The organism is Pseudomonadota bacterium (genome assembly GCA_018817425.1).
Lineage (GTDB): Bacteria > Desulfobacterota > Desulfobacteria > Desulfobacterales > RPRI01 > RPRI01.
On sequence record JAHITX010000104.1, the window covers coordinates 1 to 17,244 of the forward strand.

The 17,244-nt window shown below is 40.8% G+C and carries 16 protein-coding genes; all 16 read right to left on the reverse strand.

Translation table 11 applies throughout. The features are described 5' to 3' along the window. Positions 1 to 136: 136 nt before the first annotated feature. Positions 137 to 553: a hypothetical protein gene (locus KKC46_18375; GenBank protein ID MBU1055771.1), complete on the reverse strand. Its 417-nt coding sequence runs from the start codon at positions 551 to 553 to the stop codon at positions 137 to 139. A gap of 213 nt (positions 554 to 766) precedes the next feature. Continuing rightward, positions 767 to 1,438: a PEP-CTERM sorting domain-containing protein gene (locus KKC46_18380; GenBank protein MBU1055772.1), complete on the reverse strand. Its 672-nt coding sequence runs from the start codon at positions 1,436 to 1,438 to the stop codon at positions 767 to 769. Positions 1,439 to 2,135: 697 nt separating this feature from the next. Continuing rightward, positions 2,136 to 2,411 carry a type II toxin-antitoxin system RelE/ParE family toxin gene (locus tag KKC46_18385; protein ID MBU1055773.1) on the reverse strand — a complete coding sequence of 92 codons (276 nt, stop codon included), beginning with the start codon at positions 2,409 to 2,411 and terminating at the stop codon, positions 2,136 to 2,138. A 3-nt stretch (positions 2,412 to 2,414) separates the two neighbouring features. Continuing rightward, positions 2,415 to 2,642 (reverse strand): antitoxin, RHH family protein, encoded by a 228-nt coding sequence (locus KKC46_18390; protein ID MBU1055774.1) that lies wholly within the window; start codon positions 2,640 to 2,642, stop codon positions 2,415 to 2,417. 118 nt (positions 2,643 to 2,760) lie between these two features. Next, positions 2,761 to 3,144: a cytochrome c3 family protein gene (locus KKC46_18395; protein ID MBU1055775.1), complete on the reverse strand. Its 384-nt coding sequence runs from the start codon at positions 3,142 to 3,144 to the stop codon at positions 2,761 to 2,763. Between the two features lie 88 nt (positions 3,145 to 3,232). Continuing rightward, positions 3,233 to 5,002 (reverse strand): FAD-dependent oxidoreductase, encoded by a 1,770-nt coding sequence (locus tag KKC46_18400; GenBank protein ID MBU1055776.1) that lies wholly within the window; start codon positions 5,000 to 5,002, stop codon positions 3,233 to 3,235. 726 nt (positions 5,003 to 5,728) lie between these two features. Next, positions 5,729 to 6,118, reverse strand: coding sequence for a cytochrome c3 family protein (locus KKC46_18405; protein MBU1055777.1), 390 nt, complete (start codon positions 6,116 to 6,118; stop codon positions 5,729 to 5,731). Between the two features lie 90 nt (positions 6,119 to 6,208). Continuing rightward, a complete protein-coding gene (locus KKC46_18410) occupies positions 6,209 to 7,969 on the reverse strand; it encodes an FAD-dependent oxidoreductase (GenBank protein MBU1055778.1) in 1,761 nt (586 codons plus the stop codon). 49 nt (positions 7,970 to 8,018) lie between these two features. Beyond that, positions 8,019 to 8,234: an acetyl-CoA carboxylase biotin carboxyl carrier protein subunit gene (locus KKC46_18415; protein MBU1055779.1), complete on the reverse strand. Its 216-nt coding sequence runs from the start codon at positions 8,232 to 8,234 to the stop codon at positions 8,019 to 8,021. Positions 8,235 to 8,391: 157 nt separating this feature from the next. Then, positions 8,392 to 9,606, reverse strand: a complete 1,215-nt coding sequence (locus tag KKC46_18420; GenBank protein ID MBU1055780.1) for a 4Fe-4S binding protein — start codon at positions 9,604 to 9,606, stop codon at positions 8,392 to 8,394. Positions 9,607 to 9,884: 278 nt separating this feature from the next. Beyond that, positions 9,885 to 11,186 (reverse strand): 2-hydroxyacyl-CoA dehydratase family protein, encoded by a 1,302-nt coding sequence (locus KKC46_18425; protein MBU1055781.1) that lies wholly within the window; start codon positions 11,184 to 11,186, stop codon positions 9,885 to 9,887. After that, positions 11,183 to 12,334 carry a 2-hydroxyacyl-CoA dehydratase family protein gene (locus KKC46_18430; GenBank protein MBU1055782.1) on the reverse strand — a complete coding sequence of 384 codons (1,152 nt, stop codon included), beginning with the start codon at positions 12,332 to 12,334 and terminating at the stop codon, positions 11,183 to 11,185. The genes KKC46_18425 and KKC46_18430 overlap by 4 nt, the downstream gene beginning before the upstream one ends. Positions 12,335 to 12,363: 29 nt before the next feature. Further along, complete coding sequence (gene bzdQ, locus KKC46_18435) at positions 12,364 to 13,254, reverse strand: benzoyl-CoA reductase, bzd-type, subunit Q (protein ID MBU1055783.1); 891 nt, start codon at positions 13,252 to 13,254, stop codon at positions 12,364 to 12,366. 16 nt (positions 13,255 to 13,270) lie between these two features. Further along, the gene (locus tag KKC46_18440) at positions 13,271 to 14,050 is read right to left on the reverse strand and encodes a CoA activase (protein ID MBU1055784.1); all 780 of its coding nucleotides are present in this window, start codon (positions 14,048 to 14,050) and stop codon (positions 13,271 to 13,273) included. Positions 14,051 to 14,358: 308 nt separating this feature from the next. After that, complete coding sequence (locus KKC46_18445; GenBank protein MBU1055785.1) at positions 14,359 to 15,675, reverse strand: DUF1329 domain-containing protein; 1,317 nt, start codon at positions 15,673 to 15,675, stop codon at positions 14,359 to 14,361. Between the two features lie 899 nt (positions 15,676 to 16,574). Further along, entirely contained in the window at positions 16,575 to 17,240 is a 666-nt protein-coding gene (locus KKC46_18450) for a 4Fe-4S dicluster domain-containing protein (GenBank protein MBU1055786.1), read from the reverse strand. Positions 17,241 to 17,244: the final 4 nt, after the last annotated feature.

Below are 17,244 nucleotides of genomic sequence, written 5' to 3' on the forward strand. Positions count from 1 at the left end.
GCCCTCAGAATAAACTATGATAAACCCCTGTATAATAAATTTGTTCTGTTCTCATCAAAGATTTACTTTAAGCAGTTCGCACCAAAATTCCTGTCAAGTACTTTTTTACTTCTTTTTCATTTTTTTCGCTGAATAGTTACGCGGGATTTAAGATACCCATCATTCGAGATTCTGCGATTGTTTGTATAATCATATTATTTTCTTGGAGGATATCAAAATGAAAATTAATAACACTAATTCCCAAAGAAAGGGCGGAAACAATATCATCAACAGAAAGTTCTTTGCCGAAATCAAAGAAAATGTGCAAAATATCAGAGGTCTCCTTCGAGAAGTTGCTTGCTGGCTGAAGGTGTTGAAGTTGTTTTTTAAGATTGGTGTTTTCAGCCTCAAGGTGCGATACCTTCGTTTCAAAGTTAGATATCTTCAAATGAAGGGTATCTATTTCCTCCGTCAACAGCGACAACTTCTTCTCCAAAAGGTCAATCACGTCCTTACTGAGACCGGCAGTACTTGCAATACGAACAGCGTCTTTAGCAATATCAAAGGCACCCATGTTGACTCCTAAATTTTTTAAGGGTTTGTTGATGGCTCCTAATCAGTTATTATGTAGTTTCCGTAAAACTACTAAAGCAAAAATTCTATAACAAGAAAATTCTTATTTGATACTAATTTTTCTAACGGTATAATACTCAATACGAAGTAATTTACAGTTAACTGGATAAATACAAATTCTGAAATATCTGAAAAATATAGAGACTTGAAGGCACTATTTTTTTGTTTCCAATTCTTTTTTCTTTCTAATCCTGATTCCAAAAAGCCCTGCGATTCCTGTTCCGAAAAGGAATATAGCACCTGGTACAGGAACAGGATTTGCGTCTAGTTGGCCCACCACATCGTAAACATCTAATCCATTCAAATCCTCTTCATAGATAAAAAACAGGCCCATTTGGACATCATTTGAATCAAATGGGTAGTTTGATAGATTATCATTACTAAATGTATCAGGATTGAAAATATATGAAAGACCTACCTCAATTCGGCCACCACCTAAAGTATTTGAGTCACCTTCAATATCTATAACATCAATCAAATCACCTGAACTAAACATAGTATATCCTGCTAATTCATTAAGCAATGCAATATCATCTGGCCTTAATACGAGATCATTTGAGACAGTTAACCCCCCAGCAGCAATATTTACTCCAAAGGAAGTAATCGTAGTTCCATTAGAAATTTGCCCTCCTGCATTTACATCGTCAATGAAACCAAAAAAATCTGTGCCGATAGGGGTTCCGGAATATACGCCGCCTCCACTATCTTCATTAATGACATCTAACTGCCCTGAAAAATAGACAGTCGTTGCATTTGCATTCACCGAGATCAAGATAAAGAAAAACATACATATATTAATTGTTACAAAATTATAAAATTTGTTCATGTCAATCCTCCATTTCTTAGTATTTCGCAATTAATCTCAACGTAATTGTAAACTCTCTTCTAGTATTTCCTATGGTGCATTTAGCTCTTACCCTTTTTACATTAATTTTCAGTACTATAAATATAATGATAGCAATATTTATAAAGCCGATTCCATATCAAAAGTCTTTTATCTTTTACAGACAAGCTCAAAACAATATGACACATAGCTCTGTATTGTCGGTTACATGCTTTGCAGAACCGAGATAATATATTACCGGAATATATCTTGTGTGAATTTGAAGTGCCAATTTGGAACCTCAGGTTTAAAATCCCAGTTTTTATTGGTTCACAATATCTGAAAAAACAAAAGCCCCATGCTTCAATTATCTGAAGATTGGGGCTTTATTGTATCCGGTCATGTTCAATCCTTTTGAGACCTTTGCAAAACGCCCCCTTTTACCCGATTCCATCGTCAGGCTTAAATTGCAATCCTCGAAATACCCGAAATATTCCTGTGGTTGTAATTTTCGCCTTTCTTGAACTTGAGCAAAATTGAACATTTTTCAAAAGTCTCATCCTATAAATAATAAAATGAGATAATGGATTATTTGTTCCAGAAAATTCATAAAATATATAATGAACAATAATATTTAAATTCTGCTAACATTTTGCATTTTATAAATCAAGAGGAAATGAAAAGGTAGGTCTTTAAATCTTTACTTTCTCGCATCAATATCTATATAAACCGATTTCCGATGTCTAATGCCAAGAATCCATACTTCGGACTCAATCACTTTGTACACGATCCGGTAATCACCTACGCGGAGCTTCCAGTATCCTTTCAGCGATTTTCGCAGAGGCTTTCCATATTTATGAGGTGCTGTCTGCAACCGTTCTTCTATAGCTTTACGAATTCTGTCTTTTGTTCTTCGATCGATAATGGGCAAATCTTCAATACGAACAGCGGGGTGATAGCGCAATGTAAAAGGCATGGGTTATTCCCATATATCTTCATGGGAAAGTGCCTTTTTTCTGTCAAATGTCTTCATCCTTGTATCGGCAAAAGCTGCAAGGGCTACATCTTCCCGTAACTCAATTGCCTCCCGGATAAGATCGCGGGCAATGGTGGACATGGAAACACCTTCGCTGGTTGCTATGTCGTGCATTATATTATACAGTGGTGTTTCGACAACAATGTTTACTCTCGGATTTTTAGTTGGCATGGTTCTTTCTCCTTTTCGAAAAGGTGTAACACTTGTGGCACACCGTGTCAAGGCGAAAAATAGGTTTGAACTATTTAAATAAATTATCTGCTCTAAATTAGTAAAGCTGACAAAACAATTACGGTACCTCCATGTCAAACTTCGGTGAATGACATTCATTGCAATAAAGAACAGAGGGAGCATGGTTCTTATGGCACAAAGTGCAGCGGGCTTCACCCATATGTGATTTATGCGGATTTTCAATGCCTGCCTTTAAATTTTCAAGGCTTGCTGTTTCTTCGGCAAGCTTTGCATAGCTGTCATGGCAGTTCATACAGGTATCATCGCCGGGCCTTGCATAAGGTTTGCCCATTGCATGGCAGGATCTGCATGTGGGATCTGCATGTTTGTTAATCCTTGGCGACTTATCCGAGCCGGATACAGCAGTGGTCGGCATATTTATAATCATAAAAAACGCAAACACTACTATCATTAATACCGGGATTTTTATCGATTGTCTCATTAGAGGATTCTCCTAAACTTTTTCAAATTCATAATTTAAAAGCAGTTCCAAAGTCTGATTATTGCATTTTATTTCCGGGTAAAAAATACTACCCCAATACTTCTTTTGCCGCAAACATACCGGCCAGGCGTCCTCCGGGTAGCACAAATCCCACAGTTCCACCTCCTGCGGCATTTTCTCCGGCAACAAAAAGGCCGGGAATATGATCCCAGTTTTTATCCAGAACATGGAATTGTTCATCAACTACAAGTCCGCCATGGGTGTTGAAACAACTTCCGCCCTTTTGCTTTACTCCATAAAAAGGAGCTTTGCGGATAGGATGCATATAAATCGGTTCCTTAAAAAAGTCGGAGTCGTATCCTGAGTCACAAAGGCTATTATAACGATCAACCGTTTTAATAAGCTCATTGGAATCAAGGCCTAATTTTTTTGCCAGTTCAACAATAGTATCGGCTTTCTTGATAACTCCTTTGGCTAAATAGTGTGCAAATTGCTTTTCGAACCACGGGCATGGATATTCACAGAAAAGCGGATGAAATTTCTTGATAATGTCTTCCTTGCTTATTGTATTTGCGTCAAAGAGTGTAAAAGATTCCATATCCGGTTGAGTAATAGTCTGGGCTGCCTGATAGGTGTATACCATACCTCTGGTAAGACTTTCGCAGAAAAATCTTTTTGCCTTCTTATTGACTGTAAGAGATTTCTGACGTGCCAACTGATTTGGGGCACTGTATACCGTTGTGGCACCATGCTCGCGAAGAACTCCGCCGTCCCAGATTTCTATTTCATCCATTTGGCGCATATCAGCACCCAGAGCCTGTGCCATCCTGATTCCGTCTCCTGTAGCTCCCGGCATGCCCCAATAGCGGGCTGCTTCAGCCCGGCGGGGTGTGCAATAAGTTTTCAGCATATCCGTATTTGCGCCAAAGCCTCCTGTCGCAAGTATAACCGCCTTGGCTTTCAAATACACCAATTTAGCGTCTATGTTTTGTGCGGCAATGCCGATTACACGTTTGCCCGATGTTACAAGGCCTTTTGCAGGATGTTCTTTAAGAATCGTAACACCAAGTTCTTTTGCCTTTTTTTCCAATGCCTGCGTGAAGCCTTTGGCATTGTGAGGATGCCACCTGTACCATCCTTCTTCCGGATGTTGGGGATCAATGGGAACATGCACAAGACCGGGCACAGGCAAACCGCCAGCAGGTTCGGTAGAATAAACCACACCCATATCTTCAAGCCAGTCTACAGTTTCTTTTTGTTGTTCCATAACCTGACGCACAAAAGTAGCATTTCGCCCGGAAGTCGGATTTGGTGTTGATATATTTTGAGAACCATCCGGATTTCTTGAGCCCTCAGCCAAAACTCTTGCAGCTATTGGCGGGGCCTTTATTCCAAATCTGTTCTGGAAATTGCTTCCAATGCCTCCGCCTATACATTCGGCAATCGATGTGTCACCGCCGCAGAATGGATTCTTTTCTATCACAATGACTTTTGCGCCTTTTTCAGCCGCAGAAACAGCAGCAGCCAGACCGGCACCGCCCCCGCCGGCAACTACAATGTTTGTTTCATAATCCCATTTTTCAGGAGATGATAAATTCGGGAGGGGGTTGGCATCAGGGAATTTTTCAGCCTTTTCGCCTTTGGCTTGTGCGGCTTTTTTTGCTGCCGCTTCAGCTTTATTTATCCCTAATCCTGTTATTGCCGCTGAACCGATAAGACCGGCGCTTCCAGCACCTGCTGCTGTCAAAGCCCCCTTGAGAAAACCTCTTCTAGATACTCTTTTAAAAGATTTTTTTTCAATAGGTTCCCGGCTCATTTGGTCAGCATTTTCCGTTTGATCGACTGTAGGCTTCTTCATTATTTATTCCTCCGTATTTATGATTACTATAATAACCTTCTTTAACCAATATCTCCGGAATAACTCCCTGCATCGGAGAACGAACTTCCTTAGTCATTATAAATACATCCGGTCTGCTATTAATAAATATACATACTCTTATAAAAAGTAAATAACAACAATTAAATCACTGGAAATTATGGCTTTTACTGTAACTCTTGAGGGGTCATCTTTTCTTGGCAGGCTCTTACCTGCCACATTAAATTCTTTCATGACATTTAACTCTATTATAATCTGTAGGCACCTTTGGGTTCGATTAAATAATCTGCTACCACACTAAAAAATCAGCAGTATTCATCTTTCAGATTTTTTCTGTGTTTAGAAACGACAGGGTTATCAACGCCGATAAGATAAAATAATGAATCAGGCAAAAGGGCCTCTATGGCGTATGAAGAAAAAGAGGGGCTTAAAAGTGACACAAAGATATCAGAGTATTATACTTATGCTAATATTGAAGATTGTCAAAAAACATTAGATTATTAACACACTCTGTCTAAGGAATTTATAAGGAAATAATGAATATCGAACAAGGAATTTTGAATTAAGAACTCCATACCTTTTTTCATTCGATATTCATTATTCCTTGTTTGATATTCGATATTCAGCTTTCAATAATATAATTGCGCTTATGTCTTAATAGCCATCCTTTGGGGATGAGGGGAGTATATGTTTTTATCGCTTACTATATTAAGGCACCTTCATATCAAATTTTGGTGAGTGGCATTCATTGCAATAAAGGACCGAAGGAACATGGTTCTTATGGCACAGAGTGCAGCGGGCTTCACCCATATGCGATTTGTGTGGGTTTTGGATGCCGGCCTTATTGTTTTCAAGATTTGCGGTTTTTTCCGCAAGCTCGGTATAACTGCCATGGCAGTTCATACAGGTAACATCGCCAGGCCTTACGGGCGGTGATCCCTTTTCATGGCAGGATTCACATGTGGTATCCTGATCTTTATGTTTGTTAATATTTGGTGAATTATCCGAACCGGATACAGCCGGGACAGGCAGACTAATAATTATAAATAATGTTAACAATACTATCATTAACACGGGAACTTTTATAGATTGCTTCATCACAGTTTTCTCCTTAGCGTTTCTATTTTCGACTTTACAATTTGGAATCCGGTTATGATCAAATCAATAAAATCGTTTCGGTCATATAACCTATCCCAAAACTTCTTTGGCCGCAAACATACCGGCTAAACGGCCCCCGGGAAGCACGAACCCTACACTTCCGCCTCCGGCGGCATTTTCTCCTGCTACGAACAGACCGGGAATCGGGTCCCATTTTTTATCCAGAACATGAAAATTTTCATCAACCACAAGTCCTCCATGGGTGTTGAAACAGCTTCCGCCCTTCTGTCCCACCGCATAAAAAGGAGCTGTGCGGATAGGATGCATGTAAATTGGTTCCTTAAAAAAGTCAGCATCGTAACCTGCATCACATAGACTATTATAACGATCGACAGTTTTAACCAGCGCATTGGGATCTATGCTTAACTTCTTTGCCAATTCGGAAATAGTATCAGCCTTCTTAATAACACCCTTGGCTACATATTGCTTAAATTGCTCTTCAAACCAGGGGCAGGGATATTCGCAAAAAAGGGGATGGAATTTTTTAATAATATCTTCCTTGCTGATTGTATTTGCATCAAAGAGTGTGAAAGATTCCATATCGGGCTGAGCAATGGTTTGTGCTCCCTGATAGCTGTAAACATGGCCTCTGTAAACACTTTCACAGAAGAATCGTTTAGCCTTTTTATTGACTGTAAGTGATTTTTGGCGGACCAACTGATTTGGCGCACTATATACCGTTGTTGCGCCATGTTCACGAAGCGCGCCGCCGTCCCAGATTTCTATTTCATCCATTCCGCATAAATCGGCGCCCAAAGCCTGAGCCATCCTGAGCCCATCGCCTGTGGCACCGGGCATTCCCCAATATCTGGCTGCCTCGGCCCGCTTTGGAGAGCAATAAGACTTAAGCATATCAGTATTTGCGCCAAAGCCTCCTGTAGCAAGTATAACGGCTTTTGCTTTAACATATACTGTTTTACCATCAATATTACGTGCGGCAATACCGATCACATGTTTACCCGATGTTACAAGCCCGGTTGCAGGATGTTCTTTTAAAATCTTAACACCTATTGCTTTCGCTCTTTTTTCCAATGCTTCCGTAAAACCCCTGGCATTGTGCGGATGCCAGCGATACCAGCCTTCTTCAGGGTGTTCGGGATCAATCGGAACATGACCAAGGCCGGGAACCGGAAGCCCCCCCACACCTACTTCCGGCGAATAAACAACACCCATATCTTCAAGCCAATCTATTGTATCTTTCTGTTGTTCCATGATTTGTCGCAGAAAAGTAGCATTTCGCCCGGCAGTTGCATTCGGAGTTACAATATTCTGCATTCCATCCGGATTCTGAGATCCTTCAGCCATAATTCTTGCGCCTACCGGCGGGGCCTTTATTCCAAACCTGCTCTGGAATCTGCTTCCAATGAGGCCTCCTGCGATCTCGGCAATCGATGTGTCACCTCCGCAGAAAGGGTTTTTTTCCAGAAGAATAACTTTTGCACCATTTTCCGTGGCTGAAACAGCAGCAGCCAGCCCTGCACCGCCTCCACCCGCTACGACAATATCTGTCTGATAATCCCATTTTTCAGGAGCTGATAAATTTGGCAGGGGTTTGGCATTTAAGTGCTTTTCGGCTTTATTGTCTTTTACCATAGAGCTTTTACCGGCTGTTTTTGTCCCTGTTTCCGTCATTGTCGCACAACCTATAAGGCCGGCACCGCCTGCTCCTGCGACTGTCAGAGCACCTTTCAAGAAACCTCTTCTGGATAAGCTTTTAGACGATTTTGCCTCCAAGGATTCCCGGCTTATGCTTTCAGCACTCTTTTTTTTCTCATTTGTAGGCTTCTTCATTATTTATTCCTCCGTATTATTGATTACTATAATAACCTTCTTTGACATTTTATTCTATAATCACCAATAACTGATCAGTATCAACAGTATCCTTATTTTTGACTTTAATTTCCTTTACTGTCCCTTTTGAAGAAGTATAAATGGAATTTTCCATTTTCATTGCCTCAAGAATTAGCAGTTCATCATCTTCTGCTACCATATCTCCTTCTTTAACCAGTATCTCCAGAATAACTCCCTGCATCGGAGAACGAACTTCCTTAATCATTATAAATACCTCCAGTCTACTTTCGCTATAATATATACTATTTAAAAAACCAACAATAAAATCAGTAGGGATCTTTCACAGGAATAAGTTTATCACCATCCATATATCCCTTCGGTTACAATTTTTGTTTTGGTTCGGCAATTACTATGATGGTCTGTTATGCCCCGGCGATTTGTCTGACAATATCAGAATTTTCAATCCATAAAGCTTTCTGGAGACAACTGCAAACACACAGACCGCAGCCCTCGCATTTTTCCTTTTCTATTTCTGCTATAGCATCCACTTTTATTGCTCCCCAGTTACAGACTTCTTCACACACACCGCAGCCAACACATTTTTGCTCATTTATCGAAACTACAATCCTGCCCTTAGTTTTTTCATATGCGCCAACAACCTCATCGTAAGCAAGGATTTTAGGAATGATACATCCTTTCATTTCTTCAATAGAAGCAAAACCTTTAGAATCCATATAATCTGATAAATTTCGTTTTAATTTTCTAATTAACCCCATACCTTTTCGCAGAAAAACAGTCTGGGCCTGAACAGAACTTGCACCATACATGATAAACTCTACAATATCACTCCAAGTCTGCGTTCCACCGCTAACAGACACATGAATATCCTGATATTGGTCACGCTGACTTAAAAGAGCCACAAAATTTGCATGTTTTGCTGCTTTAGAGCCGGAAAGAAATACTGATGAGGGAATTACAGGCTCAATTTTATCGAGTTGTATGCCGGGAGAAGCCGGAAAAACCGTGGCTATTGTCATCCAATCCAATTCAGCTTTCTTAGGGATCTTAAGAGGAGATTGCCCCAATGGCTTAAACATCATTTTCACACCTAAAGGAATTTCAACTGATCTTTTTACCTCACTACAGATTTCTTCAATAATAGGAGCATAAAACGAGAATTTTTCCAAGTGATGGTGAAGTGGGTATGGCAAAGGACAACCAAGCAAAATCTCAACCGCCTTGGCACCCGCTTCTTGAAGTAATTTGGCTCCCTTAATATAACCTTCAACGGATAAGGCCATTATACTGGCTATAACAGGGGTTTTAATCTCTTTAATATTGTCTTTGAACCATTTTGCCCATGCTTCAAGCGGCATGGGAGATAATCCGGATATAGATAAAATCCCGTTGCCGGCAGGATAGAAACCGGCTCGCGCATCGGGAAACAAGCCGGTTGAGTTAGGACTTACAACCTTTTTATATTCATTCTCCAGAAAACTGCTTTTTGTTATTACAGCTCCCGCTCCATACCGGATACATCTTTTGACGTCATCACCTGTTCTGGTCAAATGACCGGAGGAAATAATAATGGGGTTTTCAAGCTCCAGATTACCCATCATTACCTTTAAATCAGTCATTAAATACCTCTTTAACCGGCTTTACAAAATCAAATTTGATGGACTTACAAAAAGTCTATCCAGTTATAGCGCATCCGGGCAACCGCATTTTGGAATTAATGTTTTCTTAGATGTAGCCGGTGCGCTCTCAGCTTACAACCCCCTGCCCCCCTTTGTTAAGGGGGAATTAAAAGCAAGTGCAGGTCCAATTATGCTTATTAATGCACATTGGATGGGGTAACTATCCAAATAATTCCCCCTTAGAAAAGGGGGATAAAGGGGGTTGTAAAAATAAAATTCTATGCTACCTTTCTTTTGTTTTTAGCATTATCTAAAACAAGAAAGAACTGTTCCAACTTCTTTTTAAGTTCCTCTTCCACAGCTGCAGAATTCTCCATAACATCAACATCTACGGTCAGGGTAGAGATTCCGGCCTTTTCTCTTAACTGATCCTTTATCAGCCGGGATACCGCACCGCACATACGGCAATTGGTATTAAAAAAGTTTACCGCACCATCCACCCCGCTTTGTATTGAATCGTTAATAATCATATCTGAAAACACTTCATACGGCCCATAGAACCCATGGTATGGCTCAGTATAGAAAATTCTGGCAAGGGCTTCTATCGGTTTTAAAGGGTCTATCTTTGCAACCTCAGCTTCATTATAGTAGTGATACATTGGTTCTGCTACCAATGTGGCACCTTGCGTTTCCATCCAATCAAGCAAACCATGCATTCCGGGAGGAAAAGTATAACAACTTACAAGGCGATATTTTTCCTCAGGTGTATAACCTTTCCCGCTGGCAACACGTTCTTTCATTTCATCTAAAAATGCCTGACAATAATCAACCCCCTCCTGTCTTCCGGCAAACATCATACGGATGAAATGTATTAAAAAACCGGTTCCGCTTTTCACAGGGTTTGGTCTTGCCGTCTTAATAAGATTGTGGATCTCAACGCTGATCTCCATCTGCTTCTTGGTCAGCCTTGTTGCTTCCGTTAGCTTGTCATAGTCCATCTTTTGCCCGGTCGTTTTTTCCAGAAACTCAATTGCAGCCTTCATTTCTTCTATCATGAAATCGAGTCCCTTCTGGGTCCAGAAGAGATAAGGCCTGGTGATGCAAAAGACAGGCACATCATAGAGCGCGCCCATAATATTTGCGTTTTGAGCACAATTATCACATTGGCATAAGCTCGTGTTTACGATGGCATTCGGTTTTGGAAACCATCCCTTTGCGAACCAGCCTATGGGAGCACGCTGGGCGGAACAGATTTCCGGCCGGATGCCAATGGATTTCGCAGCAGTAAAAATCTCATCTTTATTGCCCATATATAAGGAAAACATACCGGCAATAAAATCGTATTCGATGCCCGCAATATCCATAGCCCAATAGATTTCAGTAGGAAAAGACATGACATTTGTAACAAAAGGTCTTCCTCCCTTTACTGCTGACATCACTTCATTGCACAGCTTAATTGTTAGATCATAAAACATGGTTTCAGCCTTGGTAGTGCTATGGTGATCCCTCAATTGGGCCATTATAGGGATGCCCTGTTCAAACATTGTTGTATCAATATTTTCTATCTTTCTTAATTTCATATTGCCACCTCCAAAGATAACATCTCAACGAATGCTTCAATCCTTGTTCTGATCTGACCGCTGAAGCCTCCTCCGTATTCAATATCCAGATCCAGAACGGTTACTCCCTCGTCCTCAAGTCTGGTCTTCCACATTGGCAGATTAAGGATATAGGGGGCGCAACATCTCATAGTAAGAGCAATAATTCCATCAAGCCTGAAATCCTTACCGATTTGTGATAACCACTCAGTTCTGTTATCAGGCGGATTGATTCTTGGGCAGGAGCACTTGGGAAGCAGATAGCGTTTTGCAAGAGCTTTCCATAGATCTCCTTCTTCAACCTGTTCCCACCAATACCGGGAACCATTGCAGAAATCATCAACAACTACATTTACTCCCAGACTCTCAACACTTTTTATGAAAGAAGGGGTGTTCAGTAACGCACCACTGATCATAATTCTTGGCTGGGCAGGAAGAGCGCGGCCCGTACTCTTAATTTCTTTCAGCAGCTTTTCCAACAAGATATTGAAATCCTCCCTTGGCATTCTGACGGCTGCATTTAAGACTTCCAGCATTTCGGTACCCGTTAGAGGAGGAGTGTCGCTCTTCATCAGATCGTGGAGTTTCTTCAGCTCTCTTCTTGTCTTGTTATAAAGTTTGATTGAATCGGCTATAGCCTCATCCGTGATTGTTATACCAAAAAAATTCTCCAGGTTCTGTTTAAACTCTACAATTTCGCCCTGATAAAAATCATAAGCCAGGTCATTGAATTTTCGCGGTGTATCAAGAAGAGGCAAGGTAGGGATATTGTGATAATGACTGCCAACTTCTGCTAAACGGATGACTCCTTCGCAAGGGGTGGCCGCCGCAATACAATCCAAAAATCCATAGTCACCACGTAACTGCAATTCCAGTATTGTCCGGCTGAAGGAACAGGTGCCGCCACCAAAGAGATATTCATTAGCCAGATCCAGGGAGATTTCTTCATCTCCTCCCGTAAGCCGGAAAGGCATCATGCCGGCAGCGTGAATTATCTCTTCCGGAATGTTGATGCAAATCCATCCGACAATTTTCTTTCCCTGTTCTTTCCATTTTCTTGCCGGCTCTGTTAAGGGGAAAGAAGCATTCACCTTCCTTATTTCTTCCATAGTTTTAAGCATTTCTGCCATTTGGTGCCTCCTTTATTTTGATTTTCTCATTAAGCTGCCGACTTATTTTTGTTTTGTTTTTTGTAGATGGCATTGGCAAACATTGCAGCTCCCAACGCACCGGCAATCTGGGTATCATATTTAGGTATCAAAGCCTCAACTCCAATGAGTTTTTCAATTCGTTTAACAATACCCTTGTTTTTAGCAATTCCGCCGGTGATGGCAAAGTCTTTCTCCACCTCGATTCTGTCAAGAAGTTCCAGAATTCTTGTGGCCATTGCCTTGCAGTATGCCGCCAGAACCATGTTCTTTGACCAGCCACTTTTTAAAAGACCTGTAGCCTCGGATTTTGCAAATACCACACAGGTACTGCTGACTGCTTCCGGTTCTTCGTCTATGTCAAGCGACATGTCGCCGATCTCGGTTACCGGAACTTTCAACATCTCTGCAAATACCTCCATGCCGCGTCCGGTTCCTGCTGCACATTTATCATTCATAAGAAATGTTAAGCATTTTCCTTTCTCATCAATACGGATGGTCTTGCAGTCCTGCCCACCCATATCAAGCACGGTTCTGACGCTAGGGCCATACATATAATTCGCTCCCAGCGCATGGCATGATATTTCGGTTATGGCTTTATGCGCGAAGGGAATATTAACCCGGCCATAACCTGTTCCAATAAGATAATTGATGTTATCATAGGTGAGACCAGGGATCTCTTTAAGACATAAATCCATGGCATTTTGGGCGCTTTTAGGGCTGCTTGAACCGCTTCTGGTATTACTATATGCGTATATCTGACCATCACATAAAACAACCATCTGCGAACTTACCGAGCCGACATCAATACCTGCAGAAATAATATCAGCTTTTCTCCAATCCATTTCGGGGTTTACATAGGTTGACTCTACCCATCTGAAATATTCTTTTTTTTCTGCCATTTTCTGTATTTCCTCCTTATCCTTGCGCAATTAGCGCAGCACCAACGGCGTTTGTAAAAATCGGGTCCTGGGGCACTGTGATTTTTGTCTTAAGAAACCCTTCAAGACCATCAATAAAGCCGCTGTTTAGTGAAACTCCGCCGATAACCGTTACAGTATTTTCTATTCCGACCCTTCGGATCATTGATGAACACCTTTCGGCTACGGCTTTGTTAATCGCTCTGGAGATGTCCGCCGTTGTTACTCCCTCTGTATTTATCAATGACACCACTTCCGATTCTGCAAATACTGCACACTGAGCATTTAATGGAATATTTTTGTCGGACTCAAAATGAAGCTTAATAAATGTTTCAAGATCTGATTGAAGGGCCCTGGCCATCGACTCTATAAAGGCACCGGCTCCTGCCGCACATCTTTCATTTGTGGCAAAATCCACCACATTCCCATCAGTATCGCATTTTGCTACCGCTGCCTTCTCGGCGCCCATATCCACTACCGTTCTTGAAGCCGGAACTTCAAATATGGCCCCCCTGGCACCTGAGGAAATTTCTGTTGCCACATCATCAGCAAAACCCACTTTCTTTCCTCCTCCGCCGGTGGCGACAATTTTGCCGATAGCATCTCTGCTGATTCCAGCCTTGGCAATTGCTCCGTTTAATGCGTTCGTGATGACCTGTTCCTCATTCTGTTCTTCTTCGTTCCCGACCATATGACAATACTTTGCCAGAATCTTATCGCCATCCATGATTACCGCTTTTGTGCTGGATGCACCCACATCTATGCCCATTGTAATCATAAAGTTAACCCTCCTTTATTTAAAAGTTATTTTAAAAAGACAGAATTTAAATATATCCTTGACTTTTGATTTTATGTTAACAGGATAATTATTAAATACAACTCCAATAAAACAATGGTATATATATAGGTAAAACCTATATATATAGAATTACCCCTGACTAATACAACGCCAATATAATATTAGGATAACTATAGGGATAAGCTATTGATGGTGGGGGTATAATAAGTGTAATAAATATAGTTAGAAGTTGGCGAATCCGATAGGCCGGGGTTCAGAAAATCCCGGCCTTTGAATAAGGAAGTATCTTATTTAGACAGCAGCAAGAAATTATTCACGGTAAAAAAGCTGGGATCAAGTTTTGAAGCAGGCATAAACAAGGCATTTTCCGGGTGTGCTGACCGGTTTACGGCTGTAGCATGATGAGCTTTTACGTCAACAAAGATTTGAGAATCCCAATCTCCCGTATTGTTTTTACCGCTTGGGGTCTCGCTGTAATGCAAGAAAGTGGAGATCCATATCCGGAAATCACCGGATTTTTCATATACCTCTTTGTACCATATTGTATAAGTTTCCTGATCAATATAATTTACGTGCAGCCCCCAGTTATAATACGGATCTTTAGGCATCTGTTCAACAATCCATACTTTTCTTGGAATATATATAACATTAAGAGGCGCCCAGGGTGCACCATTCCAGTTTGGATCTTCACAACCGTATTTGATATGTTTGCCGGAATAAGGAAATGCCCTGGTCATTATTCCATACGGCAATTCCTGTACCGGAATCATATCCGGACTAGTAAAGGCAACTAGAATTATTTTTTCTCCTACATACTTCCATTTCATGGTGCTGTCTTTCCCATCCCACCCGTAATTCGTATCCAACCATGAATCAGAGCCCATATAGGGGTCAGACCTAGTAGTTGAGCCGGTTTGCCGTATTCTTCGAATGGCAGGGACATAGGCATAATTGCTATCATTCCTTTTGTCCATATAAACGTAGGCCAATGTATTGGTTCCCTTAACGCTCATTGGCTCCATAACATTCTGAAATTGTAAGTAAAGAAACTTATCGGGATTTTTCACTTCCTGACCCGGAAGCCGCCCATTCAAATAAAGGCGCTGATCAATGCCCGCAACATAACGTTCTTCTCCTGTTTTGTCTATCCAACTAATATAGATATGCTCTCTTGAGCCCATAAAACGATATCTTTGGAAATTAAAGTTATATATTATCTTTTCTCCGGCTTTGGGATCTTTAAGATCAATCTTGGGAAAAGGATAACCGTATATATTTTCCGGGTATTTTCCGGTTTTATCGATCAAGTCGCCATCAGGACTTATATCGAATTTTCCTTTATTTTTTGTGCTTGCCGCAAGAAAGCTGTCATCCTGTTTGTATTTAAAGTTTATTTGACCAGGGGTAATAACCCACTCGCCTCTCTCAACCGCACGGTACAATGCCGGAATAAGAAGATCTTTGTATTGACTACAGTTGGTCTTATCAATTACCTTTGGTAAATCCATTGCCTGAACAATACCGCCACATAAAAACAGAATAAACAATGAGCACAATGATAATCCAAAATACTTTATAATTCTCAAGTTTTTCATTTTCTTCATTCCTCCCTCCGACTTTGTAGTTATAATTATCTATTATTTCCGGCATTAAACAGCCCTTTTGGAGGCAACAACATTTACCAGGTGCTGTCAGGCAAGACATCAAATAACAAAAGGGCTGTTTAATGCCGGAAAAATCCATTTATAGACGAACACGGTCCTGGTTATATTTATACAAGTGGTTGATCATAGGTTAATTTTATTTAGTTAAATTCATCACAGCATATAAATTACTATAAAATCAGGGTATTTATACAAGATAACAAAAACTGTTGAAGATATTAACAGGATTATTATTAAATACAACTCCAATATAATAACAGTAAAACTATAGGCTAATACTATTGTTAATGAAGGCTTAATAGGTAGGAACGAAGGTTGGCATCCTGCGAATTGTATCAAATAAAATGTTACCCACCATTGACTATCAAGGGAGGGATAATTGCTTTACATTAAACCACCAGCTCTGCTGGTGTGGCCCTAAGAGGTTTGATAGTTCCGGCGGGGAAGGAAATGAGACATAGGTTCTTTTTCATGGAAAGCTCCATATCACTTGGAATCAACTGATTAATCATTTCACACAAACCGATCTTTTCGGCATAGATCCGAATGATCGGCAAATGCTTTATGGCAAATGCTTATAAATTTTGATTACTTATATCCACATCATGCTCTTTCCACCATCCAGAGGGTGGGGTAAGCAAGTTATATCTATACCTTACTCTGCATTCGGCAATATTTATTTATGAAGTAACGGGTGTTCCTTTGGCTCTCATCGGCTCCAAAACTCTCTGAAATTCGGGCGTGACGCAGAAATCGGGTAAAAAGGAGCTGTTTTCAAAGTTACCAGAGCCCCCAAGATCCTTTCATAGTATGCTATCAGCCTGTAAGTTACCTCCTGCCTATGTGTTAAGACCTTTCTTTTCGGCTTCTTTTCGCAATTCTCCATAGAGGCCCAAATGATCGATTTCGGCAGCAGGGCAAACATTGTTACAGTTTCCACACATGATACAAGCGTAGAGGCCATTTTGAACCGCTTCCAAGACCCTGTCTAATTCATCAAATGGGTCATAGTAACGCAATCCGAAGGCAACAATGCCTGCAGGTCCTATAAATTTTTCAGGTTCCTTCATTTCATTAATAACCGGACAGGCGGCAACACAACATAAACATCTACAGCACCATTCCAGGTTGCCTATCTTTTTGGCCAGAGCCGGGTCCATTACCGCAGTTATGTCTTTTTCTACAAGAGGTTTTGATCTTACTCTCGACTCTATTTTGGCGATTCTTTCAAGGATCTTGCTCTTATCCACAATAAAATCCCGGATTACAGGAAAACCCTTCAAGGGTTCAAGAACGATATCCCTGTCATTTTTTATAGGAGTAAAACATGCCATCATCGGTTCGCCGTCAAGCATCATGGCACAACGTCCGCATACCCTTCCCCGGCAGGAATAATCAAAGGCAATTGCTTCGTGGTTCTCATGAACATATACTATTATTTCAAGAACCGTTATGTTTTTCTTCCATGGAACATTATAGATTTTGTAATAAGGTTTTGCATCCATTGCC

Coding starts and splice junctions, on each gene's coding strand:
- KKC46_18445 (MBU1055785.1), bottom strand. CDS start 15,675: ATGAAGAAAATGAAAAACTTGAGAATTATAAAGTATTTTGGATTATCA.
- KKC46_18415 (MBU1055779.1), bottom strand. CDS start 8,234: ATGATTAAGGAAGTTCGTTCTCCGATGCAGGGAGTTATTCTGGAGATA.
- KKC46_18405 (MBU1055777.1), bottom strand. CDS start 6,118: ATGAAGCAATCTATAAAAGTTCCCGTGTTAATGATAGTATTGTTAACA.
- KKC46_18375 (MBU1055771.1), bottom strand. CDS start 553: ATGGGTGCCTTTGATATTGCTAAAGACGCTGTTCGTATTGCAAGTACT.
- KKC46_18440 (MBU1055784.1), bottom strand. CDS start 14,050: ATGATTACAATGGGCATAGATGTGGGTGCATCCAGCACAAAAGCGGTA.
- bzdQ (MBU1055783.1), bottom strand. CDS start 13,254: ATGGCAGAAAAAAAAGAATATTTCAGATGGGTAGAGTCAACCTATGTA.
- KKC46_18430 (MBU1055782.1), bottom strand. CDS start 12,334: ATGGCAGAAATGCTTAAAACTATGGAAGAAATAAGGAAGGTGAATGCT.
- KKC46_18395 (MBU1055775.1), bottom strand. CDS start 3,144: ATGAGACAATCGATAAAAATCCCGGTATTAATGATAGTAGTGTTTGCG.
- KKC46_18390 (MBU1055774.1), bottom strand. CDS start 2,642: ATGCCAACTAAAAATCCGAGAGTAAACATTGTTGTCGAAACACCACTG.
- KKC46_18450 (MBU1055786.1), bottom strand. CDS start 17,240: ATGGATGCAAAACCTTATTACAAAATCTATAATGTTCCATGGAAGAAA.
- KKC46_18420 (MBU1055780.1), bottom strand. CDS start 9,606: ATGACTGATTTAAAGGTAATGATGGGTAATCTGGAGCTTGAAAACCCC.
- KKC46_18380 (MBU1055772.1), bottom strand. CDS start 1,438: ATGAACAAATTTTATAATTTTGTAACAATTAATATATGTATGTTTTTC.
- KKC46_18385 (MBU1055773.1), bottom strand. CDS start 2,411: ATGCCTTTTACATTGCGCTATCACCCCGCTGTTCGTATTGAAGATTTG.
- KKC46_18410 (MBU1055778.1), bottom strand. CDS start 7,969: ATGAAGAAGCCTACAAATGAGAAAAAAAAGAGTGCTGAAAGCATAAGC.
- KKC46_18425 (MBU1055781.1), bottom strand. CDS start 11,186: ATGAAATTAAGAAAGATAGAAAATATTGATACAACAATGTTTGAACAG.
- KKC46_18400 (MBU1055776.1), bottom strand. CDS start 5,002: ATGAAGAAGCCTACAGTCGATCAAACGGAAAATGCTGACCAAATGAGC.